Origin of the sequence: Streptomyces sp. NPDC007095 (genome assembly GCF_040634475.1) — a bacterium.
Lineage (GTDB): Bacteria > Actinomycetota > Actinomycetes > Streptomycetales > Streptomycetaceae > Streptomyces.
The window spans coordinates 1-16,658 of the sequence record NZ_JBEYFS010000084.1; the positions used below are offsets into that span (position 1 = coordinate 1).

General features: G+C 70.7%; 15 protein-coding genes. 4 read left to right on the plus strand and 11 right to left on the minus strand.

The genetic code is table 11. The annotated features are described in order from the left end of the window. Positions 1-346: 346 nt before the first annotated feature. The 11 genes from pstB to ABZ656_RS27100 all read right to left on the minus strand — a co-directional run bounded on the left by pstB (position 347) and on the right by ABZ656_RS27100 (position 12,109). The gene (gene pstB / locus ABZ656_RS27050) at positions 347-1,123 is read right to left on the minus strand and encodes a phosphate ABC transporter ATP-binding protein PstB (protein ID WP_101404245.1); all 777 of its coding nucleotides are present in this window, start codon (positions 1,121-1,123) and stop codon (positions 347-349) included. A gap of 53 nt (positions 1,124-1,176) precedes the next feature. Next, complete coding sequence (gene pstA / locus ABZ656_RS27055) at positions 1,177-2,241, minus strand: phosphate ABC transporter permease PstA (protein WP_360271045.1); 1,065 nt, start codon at positions 2,239-2,241, stop codon at positions 1,177-1,179. After that, entirely contained in the window at positions 2,238-3,248 is a 1,011-nt protein-coding gene (gene pstC / locus ABZ656_RS27060) for a phosphate ABC transporter permease subunit PstC (RefSeq protein WP_101404247.1), read from the minus strand. Before pstC ends, pstA begins: the two co-directional genes overlap by 4 nt. A gap of 104 nt (positions 3,249-3,352) precedes the next feature. Further along, complete coding sequence (gene pstS / locus ABZ656_RS27065; protein WP_101404248.1) at positions 3,353-4,489, minus strand: phosphate ABC transporter substrate-binding protein PstS; 1,137 nt, start codon at positions 4,487-4,489, stop codon at positions 3,353-3,355. A 271-nt stretch (positions 4,490-4,760) separates the two neighbouring features. Next, the gene (locus ABZ656_RS27070) at positions 4,761-5,183 is read right to left on the minus strand and encodes an NUDIX hydrolase (protein WP_101404249.1); all 423 of its coding nucleotides are present in this window, start codon (positions 5,181-5,183) and stop codon (positions 4,761-4,763) included. Positions 5,184-5,193: 10 nt separating this feature from the next. After that, entirely contained in the window at positions 5,194-6,345 is a 1,152-nt protein-coding gene (locus tag ABZ656_RS27075; protein ID WP_360271048.1) for a CHAD domain-containing protein, read from the minus strand. After that, positions 6,326-8,557 (minus strand): RNA degradosome polyphosphate kinase, encoded by a 2,232-nt coding sequence (locus ABZ656_RS27080; protein ID WP_180362432.1) that lies wholly within the window; start codon positions 8,555-8,557, stop codon positions 6,326-6,328. The genes ABZ656_RS27075 and ABZ656_RS27080 overlap by 20 nt, the downstream gene beginning before the upstream one ends. Before the next feature lie 306 nt (positions 8,558-8,863). Then, positions 8,864-9,802, minus strand: coding sequence for a hypothetical protein (locus tag ABZ656_RS27085; RefSeq protein WP_360271050.1), 939 nt, complete (start codon positions 9,800-9,802; stop codon positions 8,864-8,866). Further along, on the minus strand, positions 9,799-10,824 hold the full coding sequence (locus ABZ656_RS27090) for an ABC transporter permease (protein ID WP_360271052.1): 1,026 nt from the start codon (positions 10,822-10,824) through the stop codon (positions 9,799-9,801). The genes ABZ656_RS27085 and ABZ656_RS27090 overlap by 4 nt, the downstream gene beginning before the upstream one ends. Then, a complete protein-coding gene (locus ABZ656_RS27095) occupies positions 10,821-11,726 on the minus strand; it encodes an ABC transporter ATP-binding protein (protein ID WP_360271054.1) in 906 nt (301 codons plus the stop codon). Before ABZ656_RS27095 ends, ABZ656_RS27090 begins: the two co-directional genes overlap by 4 nt. Next, the gene (locus ABZ656_RS27100; protein ID WP_099921882.1) at positions 11,723-12,109 is read right to left on the minus strand and encodes a GntR family transcriptional regulator; all 387 of its coding nucleotides are present in this window, start codon (positions 12,107-12,109) and stop codon (positions 11,723-11,725) included. Before ABZ656_RS27100 ends, ABZ656_RS27095 begins: the two co-directional genes overlap by 4 nt. 273 nt (positions 12,110-12,382) lie before the next feature. Here ABZ656_RS27100 and ABZ656_RS27105 point away from each other — a divergent pair, with 273 nt between their 5' ends. The 4 genes from ABZ656_RS27105 to ABZ656_RS27120 all read left to right on the plus strand — a co-directional run bounded on the left by ABZ656_RS27105 (position 12,383) and on the right by ABZ656_RS27120 (position 16,606). Further along, positions 12,383-12,925: an RNA polymerase sigma factor gene (locus ABZ656_RS27105; protein ID WP_101404253.1), complete on the plus strand. Its 543-nt coding sequence runs from the start codon at positions 12,383-12,385 to the stop codon at positions 12,923-12,925. Positions 12,926-13,227: 302 nt separating this feature from the next. Continuing rightward, positions 13,228-14,178 (plus strand): zf-HC2 domain-containing protein, encoded by a 951-nt coding sequence (locus tag ABZ656_RS27110; protein ID WP_360271056.1) that lies wholly within the window; start codon positions 13,228-13,230, stop codon positions 14,176-14,178. After that, a complete protein-coding gene (locus ABZ656_RS27115) occupies positions 14,175-15,035 on the plus strand; it encodes an ABC transporter ATP-binding protein (RefSeq protein ID WP_360271058.1) in 861 nt (286 codons plus the stop codon). The genes ABZ656_RS27110 and ABZ656_RS27115 overlap by 4 nt, the downstream gene beginning before the upstream one ends. Continuing rightward, positions 15,032-16,606 (plus strand): ABC transporter permease, encoded by a 1,575-nt coding sequence (locus ABZ656_RS27120; RefSeq protein WP_360271060.1) that lies wholly within the window; start codon positions 15,032-15,034, stop codon positions 16,604-16,606. The genes ABZ656_RS27115 and ABZ656_RS27120 overlap by 4 nt, the downstream gene beginning before the upstream one ends. Positions 16,607-16,658 lie beyond the last annotated feature (52 nt).

Here is a 16,658-nt window from a genome sequence, read left to right on the forward strand (position 1 = left end):
CAAAGGGCCCGCCGGCCGGTAGTCGAAGGATCTGCGCGGCAAAGGGCCCGCCGGCCGGTAGTCGAAGGATCTGCGCGGCAAAGGGCCCGCCGGCCGGTAGTCGAAGGATCTGCGCGGCAAAGGGCCCGCCGGCCCGTAGCCGAAGGATCTGCGCGACAAGCCCCCGCCGGCCCGTAGCCGAAGGATCTGCGCGACAAGCCCCCGCCGGCCCGTAGCCGGAAGGCTGTGGCGGACTTGGTTGTTCGTCGAAGACGAGCGGGCCCGCCCCCGGGAGCCAGGGGCGGGCCCTTCTCGTCCTCGCGGTGGCACCGCCATGCAGCACCGCGAGGGGTATGGGGGAAACGGCTCAGCCGAAGCGGCCGGAGATGTAGTCCTCCGTGGCCTGCACCGACGGGTTGGAGAAGATGCGCTCCGTGTCGTCGATCTCGATGAGCCGGCCAGGCTGACCCACCGCGGCCAGGTTGAAGAACGCGGTGCGGTCGGAGACGCGCGCGGCCTGCTGCATGTTGTGCGTCACGATGACGATCGTGAAGCGCTCCTTCAGCTCGCCGATCAGGTCCTCGATGGCGAGGGTCGAGATCGGGTCCAGGGCCGAGCAGGGCTCGTCCATGAGGAGGACCTGCGGTTCCACCGCGATCGCCCGCGCGATGCACAGACGCTGCTGCTGACCACCCGACAGACCCGAACCGGGCTTGTTGAGGCGGTCCTTGACCTCGTTCCAGAGGTTCGCGCCCTTGAGGGACTTCTCGACGACGTCGTTCAGCTCGGACTTCTTGTACGAGCCGTTCAGACGCAGACCCGCCGCCACGTTGTCGAAGATCGACATGGTGGGGAAGGGGTTGGGGCGCTGGAAGACCATGCCGATCGTGCGGCGCACGGCGACGGGGTCGATGCCCTGGCCGTAGAGGTCCTCGTCGTCGAGGAGGACCTTGCCCTCGACCCGGCCGCCGGGGGTGACCTCGTGCATACGGTTGAGCGTGCGCAGGAACGTCGACTTGCCGCAGCCGGAGGGGCCGATGAACGCCGTCACCGAGCGCGGCTCGACCGTCATCGAGATGTCTTCGATCGCCTTGTGGGAGCCGTAGTAGGCGGTGAGACCGCTTACGTCGATTCGCTTGGCCATGTCAATCACTGCTTCTTTCGAGGGGGATGCTGCTGGTCGCTGATATGGCCGCGTCAGCGACCTGTCTTCGGTGCCTTCCAGCGGGCGATGCCGCGGGCCACCAGGTTGAGGATCATCACGAAGGCGATCAGGGCGAGTGCCGCCGCCCAGGCGCGGTCGTACGCCGCGTTCGAACCGGCGCTGTTCGCGTACTGCTGGTAGATGTACAGCGGCAGCGAGGCCTGCGCTCCGGAGAACGGGTTGGTGTTGATGAAGTTCGTGCCCCACACCAGCAGCAGCACCGGGGCGGTCTCGCCCGTGATGCGTGCGACGGCGAGCATGACGCCGGTCGTGATGCCACCGATCGAGGTCGGCAGGACCACCTTGAGGATCGTGCGCCACTTGGGCACGCCGAGCGCCAGGGAGGCTTCGCGCAGCTCGTTCGGTACGAGCTTGAGCATCTCCTCGGTGGAGCGGACCACGACGGGCATCATCAGGATGGCCAGGGCCAGCGAACCGGCGAAGCCGAAGGGCTGCAGGTCCAGGATGAGCATCAGGCTCAGGATGAACAGACCGGCGACGATCGAGGGGATGCCCGTCATCACGTCGACGAAGAAGGTGATGGCCGTGGAGAGCCTGCCGCGCCCGTACTCCACCAGGTAGACCGCGGTGAGTACACCGATCGGCGCCGCGATCAGGGTGGCGAGACCGACCTGCTCCAGCGTGCCGACGATGGCGTGGTAGATGCCACCGCCGGGCTCGGAGTCCGCGACCACACCCATCGAGTGGGTCAGGAAGTAGACGTCGAAGACCTTCACACCGCGCTTGACGGTGGTCCAGATCAGGGAGGCCAGCGGGACGACGGCGATGAGGAAGCAGACCCAGACGAGGCTGGTCGCGACGCGGTCCTTGGCCTGGCGACGGCCCTCGACGCGCGCGGCGATGCCGTACGTACCGAGGACGAAGAGGATTCCGGCGATCAGGCCCCACTGGACCTTGCTGTCGAGACCGCCGACAAGGCCGATGAGTACGGCGACCACGACGGCGCCGGCGGCGATCGCCCACGGGGACCACTTGGGCAGGGTCGCGCCGCGCAGGGTGCTGGGACGCTTGTCCGCGACGGGTGCTGAGTGGCTCATGCGTTGGCCCCCGAGTACTCCGCGCGACGGGCGATGATGACCCGGGCCGCGCCGTTGACCAGCAGGGTGATGACGAAGAGGACCAGACCGGACGCGATCAGCGCGTCACGGCCGTCCGCGGTCGCCTCGCCGAACTTGCTGGCGATGTTCTGTGCGAAGGTGCCGCCACCCGGGTCGAGCAGGCTGGCGTTGATGTCGAAGGTCGGTGAGAGGACCGTGGCGACGGCCATTGTCTCACCGAGCGCGCGGCCGAGACCCAGCATCGACGCGGAGATGACGCCGGAGCGGCCGAAGGGCAGCACCGACATGCGGATGACCTCCCAGCGCGTGGCACCGAGGGCCAGCGCGGCCTCCTCGTGCATCTGCGGGACCTGGCGGAAGACCTCGCGGCTCACGTTGGTGATGATCGGCAGGATCATGATCGCGAGCAGGATGCTGACGGTGAGCATCGAGCGGGGCGCGCCGCCCTGCCAGCTGAAGATGCCGGTCCAGCCGAGGTACTTGTCCAGCCAGCCGAAGAGGCCGTTCATGTGCGGCACCAGGACGAGGGCGCCCCACAGGCCGTAGACGATGGACGGCACGGCGGCGAGCAGGTCGATCACGTAGGCGACCGGGCCGCTCAGCCTGCGCGGTGCGTAGTGCGTGATGAACAGCGCGATGGCGACCGCGACGGGGACCGCCAGGGCCATGGCGATGATCGAGGAGATCACCGTGCCGAAGGCCAGGACGGCGATGCCGAAGACCGGCGGGATGGTGTTGGTGTTCCACTCGAAGGTGGTGAGGAAGTTGCCGTGGTCCTTGCTGATCGCGAGCGAGGCGCGATAGGTGAGGAAGACCGCGATGGCGGCCATGATCACCAGCAGGAAGATGCCCGACCCGCGGGAGAGACCGAGGAAGATCCGGTCACCGGGTCGGGTGGTGCCACGGCTCGCGCGCTTCTGCACGGCCACGGAAGGCTGGGGGGTGGGGGGAGGCGCTTCGTCTGTGTTCTGTGTCGATATGTCCATCGGGATCTCCGGTCTGCAGAGCCGTACTTGGTGTGCGGCTCCTGGCGGCGGTGCACCGGACGGTGCGGCCCGGCCCCGGTTCGGGGCCGGGCCGCACACTTAGGTCAGCTCAGGCCCGCGATGGTGGTGCGGACCTTGGCGATGATGTCGGCCGGGATCGGCGCGTAGTCGATGGAGGAGAGGACCTTCTGGCCGTCCTCGCTCGCAATGTAGGTCAGGAACGCCTTCGTGGCGGCCAGCGTGTCCGACTTGTTGCCCTTGTCGCAGACGACCTCGTACGTGACCAGGGTGATCGGGTAGGCGCCCTCGGCCTTGGTCGCGCGGTTCAGCGAGAGCGAGAGGTCCTTGCCCGTGCCGACGACCTTGGCGTCCGCGATGGCCTTGGTGGCGTTGTCGACGGTGGCGTCGACCGGGGCGCTGGCGCCCGTGTCGATGCTGGCCGCCTTGATGCCGTCCTTGGCGAACGACAGCTCCATGTAACCGATGGCGCCGGAGGTCTGCTTCACCTGCTGGGCGACACCGGAGGACTGCGGAGCGGACTGGCCGCCCTTGGCCTGCCAGGCCTTGCCGCCGGAGTACTTCCAGTCGGAGGGGGCCGCGGCGATCAGGTACTTGGTGAAGTTGTCCGTGGTGCCGGACTCGTCCGAGCGGTGGAACGCCTGGATCTTGAGGCTGGGCAGCTTGACGCCCGGGTTCAGCTTCGCGATCGCCGCGTCGTTCCAGTTGCTGATCTTGCTGTCGAAGATCTTGGCGATCGTCGAGGCGTTCAGGACCAGCTTGTCGACGCCCGGGACGTTGAAGCCGACCGCGATCGGGCCGCCGACCATCGGGAGGTCGATGCCCTGGCCGCCGCCGGTGCAGATCTTCTTGGAGGCGGTGACCTCTTCGGGCTTCAGCGCGGAGTCCGAGCCGGCGAAGGCGACCTGGCCCTGGGTGAACGCGGTGACACCGGCGCCGGAGCCGCCGCCCTTGTAGTTGATCTGCACGCCGGAGCAGGCGGCGCTGAACTCCTTGACCCAGGCGTCGATCGCGTTCTTCTGCGCGGACGAGCCGTCAGCGAGCAGCTGACCCTTGGCGTTGTCGCACTTGATCGAGCTGGCGGAGCCCGTGGTCGAGCCGCCCGTGGCGCTGCTCTTGGTGCCGGTGTCGTCGGAGCCGCACGCCGTGAGGGCCAGGGCGCCGGAGACGGCGACAGCACCGAGCGAAAGGGCGCGAAGCCGGTTCTTGCGCTGAAGCTTCACTGTTGGGGTGTTCCTTCCAGGAGCCGCCGTCTGGTTGGCGGCGTGCGAGGTCTGTGTGATGCGGAGGCCACACGCAGGAGGCGTTCCGCACCGGGTAAGGCCGAAATTAGGCAGATCAGATGAAGGCGTCGATGGCCGTAAGTGAACGGAGGGTGAACCCCTGTGGGCGGTGCGGTGAGGTCACGGAACGCTTACGTCGAGGACACGGTGGGATCCCGATCGAGCTAACCGCATGTGACCACCTGTGTACGTATATGACCCGGCGGTTTGGCTAGGTCAGGTGAAGCACGCTCAGCAGGGCGTCAACCAGATCGGCGTCCCTGGGCTGGGTCAGACGGTCGCGGGCCGCGGCGGGGGAGAGCCACAGGACGCGGTCGACCTCGTCGTTCGGCGCGAAGCGGCCGTCCGTCGCCTCGGCCGCCCAGTAGTGGACCTCCTTGGGGCGGCCGGCGACGGGATAACGGACCGTGGGCAGGGCGGTGCCGGGCACGGGGGTGTACCCGGTCTCCTCCTGGACCTCCCGCAGCGCCCCCGCGAGCGGTTCCTCGCCGCGCTTGAGCTTGCCCTTCGGATGCGACCAGTCGTCGTACTTCGGCCGGTGGACGAGACATATCTCCAGCTCACCGCCGAGAGGCGAGCGGCGCCACAGGACGCAGCCCGCCGCCCGTACGGCCTTGAAGGTGTCCTCGGTCATCTGGCCTCCCTCACGGGGTGCGCACGGTTTCCTTCTGCCAGTTCTGCTGGAACGCGAACCGTGCCGCCTCCACCTCGTGCCGCTGGTCGGCGTGGAGCACGCCGAGCGCGTACGCGGTGGCCGGGGCGATGCGCGGGGTGCGGGCCGCCGACCCGGCGGCCGCGGCCGCCTCCGCCGCGTCCCGGTGCCGGTTGAGGGCCTGACCCGCGCGGAGCAGTCGTACGTCGATGGGGGCGTCCTCCCCGTAGAGGACCTCGCACGCGTAGCGGTGCAGGCGCAGCAGCAGCCGGACCTGGTGCCAGGGCGCGTCCTGGGGATGGGGCGCGGTGTCCGCGGAGAGGCCGTGCACGAGGGCCTCGGCGTTGTACGGGTGGCCCGCGGTGACCAGCGGCAGCGCGGTGACCGCGTCGGTCAGCCGGTCCGTCGCGGCGGCGGCCAGCGGGCGCAGGTCGGCCGTGGCGGCCGCCGGGGTGAGCGGCACCTCGCTGGCGAGCACGGCGACGCTGTCCGCGACGGCGTGGAAGCGGGAGGAGCCGAGCGCCTGGAGCGCGGCCGAGTGGGCCCGGGTACGGGCCAGCGTCAGCTGGCGGTCGAGCAGCGCGCCCGCCTTCGCGGCGCCGACGGTCAGACTGCCTTTGGCCGGCGCCCCGGTGTTCTGCGCGGCCTGCGCCGGGAAGCCGGCCGCGCCCGAGAGCCGGTTCAGCGCGCCGAGCAGCCGTTCCAGGCGGGCCGCGTAGGCGTGCTCACGGGCCAGGGTGCCCGAGAGCCATGCCAGTTCGGGCCGCATGCCCTCCGACCACTCCGCGTCGAGCAGCGGCCGGAAGGTGTGCAGGGTGCCGCTGATGCGGCGGGCCGAGCGGCGCAGGGCGCGCGCCGCGTCGACCGATTCCCCCGAGCCGTTCTCCCCCGCCCGCGACACGTCTCGTGACACGTCTCGTGACACGTCTCGTGACACGTCTCGTGACACGTCTCGTGACACGGCGCGCGACTCCGCTCTCGGCTTCGGCCGTGCGGAGGCACCCGCGTCGGTGCCGTTCTCCCGGTGCTGTCGCAGGGAGCGGAGGAACTCCGTGGCCTGGGCCCTCAGGTAGCCCGCGAGGGCGTCTCCTGACATGGGCCCGGCCGGGGAGTCGGTGGGGGGTTCAAGGTGTTGCTGTGCCACGCCGGCGCCTCCGGGCGTCTATGAGCATCTCCTGGACGTTCCGCAGGGGCTGGCCATCCGCGTCGGTCGAGTGCCGGGTCCACTCGCCGTCCGGGCCCAGGTGCCAGGAGGCGGTGGTGTCGGACATCCCGGTCTCGAACAGCCGGTTGAGAGCCGCCCGGTGAGCCGGGTCGGTGATCCTGACCAGGGCCTCGATCCGCCGGTCCAGGTTGCGGTGCATCATGTCCGCGCTGCCGATCCACACCTCCGGCTCGCCGCCGTTGCCGAAGGCGAAGACGCGGGAGTGTTCGAGGAAGCGGCCGAGCACGGACCGTACGCGTATGTTTTCGGACAGGCCCGTGACGCCCGGCCGGACCGCGCAGATGCCGCGCACCCACACGTCGACGGGCACTCCGGCCTGGGACGCGCGGTACAGCGCGTCGATGATCGCCTCGTCCACCATCGAGTTGCACTTGATGCGGATGTAGGCGGGGCGTCCGGCGGTGTGGTGCTGGACTTCCTTGTTGATCCGCGCGATCAGACCGTCGCGCAGGGACTTGGGGGCGACGAGCAGGCGGCGGTAGGTCTCGCGGCGCGAGTAGCCGGAGAGCCGGTTGAAGAGGTCGGACAGGTCCGCGCCGACCTGCGGGTCGGCGGTGAGCAGGCCGAGGTCCTCGTACAGCCGGGCGGTCTTCGGGTGGTAGTTGCCGGTGCCGACGTGGGAGTAGCGCCGGAGCGTTTCGCCCTCCTGCCGGACGACCAGCGACAGCTTGCAGTGGGTCTTCAGCCCGACCAGTCCGTACACGACATGGCAGCCCGACTCCTCCAGCTTCCGGGCCCACTTGATGTTGGCCTGTTCGTCGAAGCGCGCCTTGATCTCGACGAGGACGAGGACCTGCTTGCCGGACTCGGCGGCGTCTATCAGCGCGTCGACGATCGGCGAGTCGCCCGAGGTCCGGTACAGCGTCTGCTTGATGGCCAGCACGTCCGGGTCGGCCGCCGCCTGCTCCAGGAAGGCCTGCACGGACGTGGAGAAGGAGTCGTACGGGTGGTGCAGCAGGACGTCGCGCTCGCGCAGGGCGGCGAAGATGTCGGGCGCGGACGCCGACTCGACCTCGGCCAGGTCGCGGTGCGTTCCCGCGATGAACTTCGGGTACTTCAGCTCGGGCCGGTCGAGGGCGCCGATGCCGAAGAGGCCGGTGAGGTCCAGGGGACCCGGCAGCGGGTACACCTCCGCCTCGGAGATCTTCAGTTCCCGTACGAGGAGATCGAGGACGTACCGGTCGATGGACTCCTCGACCTCCAGGCGCACCGGCGGCCCGAAGCGGCGCCGCATGAGCTCCTTCTCCAGCGCCTGGAGCAGGTTCTCGGCGTCGTCCTCCTCGACCTCCAGGTCCTCGTTCCTGGTCAGCCGGAAGGTGTGGTGCTCCAGGACCTCCATGCCCGGGAAGAGCTCCTCCAGGTGTGCCGCGATCACGTCCTCGATGGGGACGTAGCGGTTGGGGGAGGCCTCCAGGAAGCGGGAGAGCAGCGGCGGGACCTTGACGCGCGCGAAGTGCCGGTGGCCGCTGACCGGGTTCCGTACGACGACCGCGAGGTTCAGGGACAGACCCGAGATGTACGGGAAGGGGTGCGCGGGGTCGACCGCCAGCGGGGTCAGGACCGGGAAGATCTGGTGCCGGAAGAGGGTGAAGAGGCGGGCCTGCTCCTTCTCCGTCAGTTCGCTCCAGCGGACCAGGTGGATGCCCTCCTCCGCGAGCGCGGGGGCGACGTCCTCCTGGTAGCAGGCCGCGTGCCGGGCCATGAGCTCGCGCGAGCGGGCCCAGATCATCTCCAGGACCTCGCGGGGCTGCAGGCCGGAGGCGGACTTGGTGGCCACGCCGGTCGCGATGCGGCGCTTCAGTCCGGCGACCCGGACCATGAAGAACTCGTCCAGGTTGCTGGCGAAGATCGCCAGGAAGTTCGCCCTTTCGAGCAGGGGCGTGCTCGGGTCCTCGGCGAGCTCCAGCACCCGCTCGTTGAACGCCAGCCAGCTGCGCTCGCGGTCGAGGAACCGGCCCTGAGGCAACATGATGCCGTCCTGCACCAGGTCCTCGTAGGCGTCGAGGTCGGCGTCGATGTCGGGCTCGAGGTCGGAGACGTTCGCCGCCACGGTGTGCGGGCGGTGGGCGGCTATGGAGCCGACGGAGGGCTGCGGGTGCTGGACCGGTGCCTGGGCGCTGGGCTGGTTCATGGACCCATTCTTCCGCGCCGGGAGCGAGACCGGCGCGTCGGAGAGCGCGAGCGGCAGCGGGGTGAGACGGATGTTCCCGTTCCGCGTCCCCGGTACCGCCTTGCTCCCCGTCGTCGGAGAGGTCTCGTGCTCCGGTGGAGGCGACGGCTCTGGCACGGCGGGCTTCATTGGCTGAGCGTCGCAAGCCCGTCTGAATCGATGGTTACGGCGACATGACGTGCGGGATATCGGGGAGCGGCTCCCGGACGTCTACATGCCCGGGAGCCGCTCCACGTGGGGGCGTGCGCGGCCCCGGCACGGGGGGAGCTATGCGGTGCGGCGGCGCAGCAGCCGGAAGGTGGCGACGGTGGCCGCGGCGGTCACGGTGAGGACGATGCCGGTTTCCACCAGCTGGAGGGGCCAGAAGTGGGAGGCGGGGTGGTAGACGGAGTAGTACCCGGTGATCCCGTGGTCGGCGAGGCACTGTGTGGCCTTCGTGCCTGTGCCGTTGCAGTGTCCGTACTCGGGGTTCGCCACGCGTTGTCCGTGGACGATCACCCCGTTGGCCAGCTGCCAGGCGGTGTCGGGCGGGGTGAACAGGGCGGTGCCGGTACGGGTGACCGAGGGCCACAGGTCCGTGCGGCAGCTCTGCACGAGCTGGTGGAGCACGAGCATCACAGCGAAGGAGACACCGAGGGCGGGCAGTGAGCGGCGCAGCACCAGTCCGGCGAGCGCGCCGACGGCCAGCGCGCACAGGCCGTACGCCACCATCGTGGGGCCGCGGGCGACGAAGACGTTGGCGGAGGCCCAGCCGCTGTCCGTCCGGTCCGGGTTGATCCACCAGGCGTGCCGGAACACCGGCACCAGCACCGCACCGCCGACGGTGATCAGCAGCGCGGGCAGGGCGAGCTTGGCGACCAGCCAGCGCACGGGGGTCACCGACTGGGTCCAGACGAGCTGCGTGGTGCCCGTCTCCAGCTCGCGGGCGACCAGGGCGGCGCCCGCCCAGGCCGCGACGGCGAGGAAGGAGTAGCACAGGAAGACGGCGGCCAGGCCGATGGTGTCGTCGTAGTCGAGCGTGGCCGTGATGGTGCAGGTGCCGTGGTGTGAGCAGTAGGCCAGCTCGGCGCGGGCGGCGTCCGCCTTGACCTCGACCGTCCACAGCAGGAGCCCGGTGACGGCGGCCACGAACGCGCCCCAGCCGAGCAGCGCCGCGCGGTGCAGGCGGAGGACGGTCCATGGCAGGCCGTTGACGGCGGCGCTCACCGGCGGGCCGCCTTCGGGGCGGTACCGGTGAGGCGCTTCAACAGCCGGAAGGTGACGAGGAGAACGAGTGCGGTGAGGACGAGCACCAGGCCGGTCGCCATCAGCTGGAGAGGCCAGTAGTGGGATTCGGGGTGCGAGTCGGTGTAGAAGCTGACGGCGTCGAGCCGGTGGTACAGGGCGCTGCACTCCGTGCTGTGGCTGCTGCCGCACTGCGGGTCGGGCAGCCGGACACCGGTCGAGGTGAGGAGACCGTCGTGGACGGTGATCCCAAGGCTGGTGGGGCGGTCGTGGGTCAGGCTGGTGACCGTCCGCACGGTCGGCCACAGGTACGGCAGGGTGAGGCCGAGGGCGGCCCGGACGCCGACCGTCCACACCACCGACATGACCAGTGCGCTCAGGGAACCGCGCAGCCTGATGCCGGCGAGCGCGCCGATGGCCAGACCGGACAGGGCGAGGGCGACGGTGGTCGGGCCGTTGGCGTGGAAGACGAAGGAGTCGGTCCATTCCTTGGCGGTGTCGATGCGGCCCTGGCCGCGCACCCACATCCGCCGGTGCAGCACCACCAGCACGCTGGTGCCGACGGTGACGAGCGCGGCCGGCACGGCCAGTTTCACCGCCAGCCAGCGGGCCGGGGAGACCGACTGGGTCCACACGAGCTGCGCGGTGCCGCTCTCCATCTCGCGGCCGATCAGCGAGGCGCCCGCCCAGGCCGCGACCAGGAACGGCAGGAAGGTCAGTGAGAGGGAGGCGTACAGGGAGTACGACTTGTACCTGAGGATCGCGTCCTGGTCGTAGGCGCAGGTGGCCGTCGTGCAGCGGTCGTACGCCCGCCACGCCGCGGCCGCCGCGTCCGTCCCCGGGCCGTACAGCCACAGCAGCAGCGCCGAGAGCGCGACGAACAGACCGGCCCAGATGTAGAGCGCCGGGCGGTGCAGCAGCAGCACCGTGCGCACCAGTCCGCGTGCGGCGGACGGGCGGCGCGTGGGCGTCGCCGTGGTGCCGGGGGCGGTCAGCGTGGTCATGCGGCGGACTCCTGGGCGGCGGTGCGGGCGGAGGCGAGGATCAGCGCGGGGGCCTTGGGGTTGCGCAGGTGCGCGAGGACCAGTTCCTCCAGGGAGGGCGTGGTGGTGCGAGCGTCGAGTCCGCCGGAGAACGGGCCCTGCGGGCGGATCAGGGCGGTCAACTGACGCCCTGTGGTGCGGGATTCGACCACGGTGTGCGGAGCGAGGTCACGGACCGGCCCGGTGGTCAGGGTGTGCGCGGCCAGCAGGTCGTCCAGGTCGCCGGCCAGTCGCACCTGGCCGCCGCCTATCAGCAACAGGTAGTCGCAGGAGCCCTCCAGCTCGGCGACGACGTGCGAGGACATCACGACCGTCGTGCCGTACTGGGCGGCCTCGGCCATCAGCGTGCCCATCAGCTCGTGGCGGGCGAGCGGGTCGAGGTCGGCCATCGGCTCGTCCAAGAGCAGGAGTTCGGGCCGCTTGCCGAGCGCGAGGGCGAGTGCCACGCGGGTGCGCTGGCCGCCGGAGAGCGTACGTACCTTGGCCTTCGGGTCCAGCCCGCCGACCTCGTACGTGATCCGCTCGGCGACCGAGGCGTCCCAGCGGGCGGGGTTGAGCTCGTGGCCCAGGCGCAGCGTCTGGGCCACCGTGAGCTGCGGATACAGCGGCTTGTCCTGGGCGACGTACGCGACGCGTTCGCGGGCGGCGGCCGGGTGGCTGCCGAGCACGGTCAGGGAGCCCTCGGTGGCGGCGAGCAGTCCGGCGGCGTGGGCCAGCAGGGTCGACTTGCCCGCGCCGTTGGGTCCGACGACGGCGCAGACACGTCCCGTGGGGAGCCGGAAGGAGCACTCGTGCAGTGCCCAGCCCCCGCGCCGCCCGAACCGCTTGCCGAGTCCGGCCGCCTCCATGGCGGTGTCGCTCATTCCTTGTCTCCCTTGCTGAACTTTTCCAGTACGGCGGTGAAGAGCGCCGCCACGTCGTCGTGATCGAGCCCGGCCTCGCGGGCCCTGGCCGCCCAGTCGTCGAGCTCGGCGCGCAGGGGCGAGTCGGCGGGGGCGGCGCCCAGCGAGCGCTTCACGAAGGTGCCGAGGCCGCGTCTGGCCTCGACCAGGCCCTCGCGCTCCAGCTCGCGATACGCCTTCAGGACGGTGTTCGGATTGATCGCCGTGGCCTCCACGACCTCACGGGCCGTGGGGAGCTTGTCGCCCGGTTCCAGCAAGCCCAGGCGCAGGGCCTGTTTGGTCTGCTGGACGATCTGGACGTAGGTGGCGACACCGCTGCGCCGGTCGATGCGGTACTCGACCACTCGGACAACCACCCTTTCACTAATTGAGTAGTGAAAGGGTGGTGCAAGGGGGTGTCCGGAGTCAAGCCGGGAAGTCGCGGAGGTGAGCCGGGGAGTCGCGGAGGTGAGCCGGGGAGTCGCGGAGGTGAGCTGGGAAGTCGCGGAGGTGAGCCGGGGAGTCGCGGAGGTGAGCTGGGAAGTCGCGGAGGCGAGCCCGGAAGTTGCTGATGCGGGCCCGGAAAATTCGATGCCGGATGCGTGAACCGATCGGCGGGGCTCGTCCGATGAGGGGATGTGAGGGAAACGAGAAGCGACGGGGAGCTGCTGCGGGCCATCGCGGCGGACACGGACCGTCGCGCCTTCGAGGAGCTGTACCGGCGGTATGCGCCGTGGCTGACCGCGCGGCTGCGCGGCCGGTGCGCCGATGCCGGAGTCGTCGACGACGTCGTGCAGGAGACCTTCCTCGCCATCTGGCGCGGTACCGCGAGTTACCGGGAGGAGGGCGACGCGGCGGGCTGGCTGTGGCGCATCGGCTCGCGGCGGCTGATCGACACACTGCGCGGCGACGGCGCGCGCGGCCGGTTGCGCCAGACGCTGGCCCGCTTCCGCCACCGGCACGAGGTCTCCGCCGAGGAGCGCGTACTGGCCGGGGTCGAACACGGCGACCTCGCGGGCGCGTTGATACGGCTCTCGCCCGAGCTGCGCGCGGTCCTCCAGGCCACGGTGATCGACGGACTCACGACCCGGGAAGCGGCCGTCCTGCTCGGTATTCCACCCGGCACGGTCAAGACGCGGGCCCTGCGGGCGCGCAAGCAGCTGCGGGAGGAGCTGGCATGAGCGGCGGAGATGACGAGGTCATCGGCGGAGACCGCCGGGACATGGATGGGGGTGGAGAGAACATGAGCGGGTTGGACGAGGACGCGGCCGTCTTCGGCACGTCCGGCACGGACGGCACATCCGCCACGGATGGTGCATCCGGCACGGACGGCACATCCGCCACGGATGGTGCATCCGTCACGGATGGTGCATCCGTCACGGATGGTGCATCCGCCATGGATGGTGCATCCGCCACGGATGGTGCATCCAGCACGGATGGTGAATCCGACACCGCCGGTGCATCCGGTAAGGGCGGTGGCGGGATGGACCCGGCCGCCGGTCGGGCCGCGTCCGGTGCGGGTGACGCCGATCGGCCCGCGCCCGGTGCCGACGGCTCCCCGGACGGGCGGTGGCACGCGGACGCCGAGGACCTCCGGGCCTATGCGCGGGGCGAGTTGGCGCCGCCCCGGCTCTGGTCCGTCGACACCCACCTCGTGGCGTGCGCGCCCTGCCGGGAGGCGCTCGCCACCGTGAGCGATCCGGTCGTCCTGGACGCCGGATGGGAGCGGCTCGACGCCGAGCTGGACGCGCCACGACCACGGCTGCTCGAGTCGCTGCTGGTGCGGATCGGCGTCGCCGACCACACGGCACGGCTGCTGGCGGCCACGCCCGTGCTGCGCCGCTCCTGGCTGGCCGCGGTCGCCCTCGTGCTCCTCATGACGGTGGTGGCGACCGACGCCGGACGGGTCGCGCCCTCGCCCACGCTGTTCCTCGCCCTCGCCCCTCTGCTCCCGCTCGTCGGCGTCGCGCTGTCCTACGGACCGGTGCTCGACCCGACGTACGAGATGGCCGTGGTGTCACCCCTCCACGGATTCCGGCTGCTGATGATCCGCACGGTGGCCGTGCTCACCACCGGCCTCGTTCTGAACGGCCTCGCGACCCTCGCACTCCCCGCCTACGGGCTGCGCGCGCTGGCCTGGCTGCTGCCCGCCCTCGCCCTCACCGGGACGGGGCTCGCACTGACCGCCCGCTGGGGGCCGGTCCTCCCGCCCTGCCTGGTCGGCGGAGCGTGGGTCACGCTGCTGATGGTGGCCCACGCGAAGGCCGACGGCGGCACCCTCGCGCCGTTCACGGCACTCGGCCAGGGCGTCGCCGGCGCGGTCGCGGTACTGGCCGCCGGGCTGCTCTATCTCGTGCGGGACCGGTTCGACTTCTCCCCCGCGCACACCCTCTTCGCCGACCACTCCGATTTCTCCGACAGGAGCGCCGCATGACCCCCACCGTCTCCGCCTCCGGGCTCACCCTCCGGTATGGCGGGACCGTCGCCCTCGACGACGTCTCCCTGCACCTGAGCGAGGGCGTCACCGGGCTGCTCGGGCCCAACGGCGCCGGGAAGACCACCCTGTTGCGGGTGCTCGCCACCGCCGTGCCCGCCGACCGGGGAGCCTTCACGGTGCTCGGGCACGACCCCGGCACGTCCTCGGGCCGCCTGGACGTGCGGCGCGCGCTGGGCTATCTGCCGCAGACCCCGGCATTCCACCCGGACTTCTCGGCCTTCGAGTTCGTCGACTACGTGGCGATCCTGAAGGAGCTTACGGACCGCTCCGCCCGGCACCGGGAGGTGCGGCGCGTGCTGGAGACCGTGGACCTGTCCGACGTACGGGGCAAGCGCATCAAGAGGCTGTCGGGCGGTATGCGCCAGCGGGTCGGGCTGGCCGCCGCGCTGGTCGGCGACCCCGGCTTCCTCGTCCTGGACGAGCCGACCGTCGGCCTGGACCCCGAACAGCGCATGCGGTTCAGGGAAATGATCGCCGAGGCGGGCATGGGACGCACGGTCCTGCTCTCCACTCACCAGACCGAGGACGTCGCGATGCTCTGCCATCGTGTGATCGTCATGGTCCGCGGCGGCATCCGCTTCGAGGGCACCCCGGCCGAGCTGACCGCGCGGGCGGCGGGGCGGGTGTGGAGCAGTACGGCCCGCGACCCCGGCGCGAGAGCCGGCTGGCGTACGGGCACGGGCTCCTTCCGCAATGTCGGCGACCCGCCCAAGGGCGCCGATCTCCTCGAACCGACCCTGGAGGACGGCTACTTGCTCACTCTCGACGGCGAGCCGGCGGAGGTGGCGGCGTGAGCGAGCTGGTGACCCGCACGGTCGTGGAGGAGGCGGCCCCCACGGGGGTGGAGCCGCCCGCCCGGGACCTGCACCCGAACAGGACGAGGGCCGTCATCGCCCTCGCCCGCTTCGAGGCACGCGAACTGCTGATGCAGATCCCGGTACTCGTCTTCCTCCTCCTGTACGTCGCCTACACCGGCTGGGGGATGTTCAACGGCCGGGAGGGCATGGACGACTATCCCGCCCTCCAGGATGTCGACCGCTCCACGCAGGGCGCCCCCCTGCTCCTCGCCCTCGTGCTGTTCGTCAGCATCAACCGCGCCGTGCTCCGCTCCCGCCGGCACGGCACCGACCAGCACTTCGACGTGCTGGTCATGGAGCCGTGGCGGCGCTCGCTGGCCCACGCCCTGTCGGCCGTGCCGTTCGCGGTCCTCACCGCGCTGGTCGTGGGGTTCGAGTTCATCTGGGCGGCCCTGAAGCCCGGCGCGGTCGGCCACGGCTCGGTCGCCGAACTGCTCGTGGGCCCGCTGTCGATACTCCTCGCCGGTGTCCTCGGCGTCCTGGTCGCACGGTCGATCCCCTTCGCGTTCGTCGTCCCGCCCTTCATCATCGGTATGTACGTCATCACGACCCTCGTGTCCGCGAGCACACAGGGCACGCACTGGGTGCGATGGCTGGCACCGGTGGTCACCGAGGAAGGCGCCCACCCGTTGCCCTCCGACCTGCTGGGCCGCCCGGCCGCCTGGCACGTGCTGTATCTGGTGGGGCTCATCGTGCTGCTGCTGTGCCTCGCACTGCTGATCAACGGCGGTCGTACGCCCAGGATCAAGGCGATCACGGTCCTCGCCCTCGCCGCGATGGCCCAGGGCATCGCGGGGCAGGCCCCGGGTGACTCGGCCGCGCTGATCGCGGCCCGCGCGAAGGCGTCCGCCACCCCGGAGAAGGTGCAGACCTGCGTCACGCACGAAAGGTCGACGTACTGCGCCTACCCCGAGTGGACCGGCCAGACCGCCGACTGGGCCGAGGTGGTCCAGCGCGTCCAGTCCCTCGCGGGCGGCCCGGCCGCGGCCGAGCGGCTGACCGTACGGCAGCGGGTGAACGCCAGCTATGGCCTGGAGAGCGACTCCGCACTCGACCCGGCCAAAGCACCAGGGGCGGTGACTGTCACCACACGATGGGGCGGCAACCGGATCCCGGAGTTCGCCGTGGGGGTGGCCTCGGTTCTGGTGACGGGGGACGAGACGTCCAGCGGCGAAGTGTGCGACGCCCGCGCGGTGATCATCATGTGGCTGGCGCTGGGCTCTGAGTCCCACCCGCTGACCGTGCTGCGCCATCTCCGTATCGACGACTCCATCGACGGCGGAGGGGTCGCCCTCGCGCCCACGAACCCGGTCTCCATGAACGCCGCACAGACAGAGGTGATCAAGAAGTTGCTGCGCAAGCCCCGCTACAGCGTCATCCCGAAGGTGAAGGCCCACTGGGCGGAGCTCACATCCCCCACGGCGACGACGGCCCAGGTGGCTGAGCTGCTGGGAGTCCGGGCGCCGACCGGCCCGGGCGCGCTGAACGTCAAGACATGCGAGGAGTGACCGTGCTCGACGACGCAGGTACGGCCGGAAGCGCGGAGAGTGCCGGAAGCAC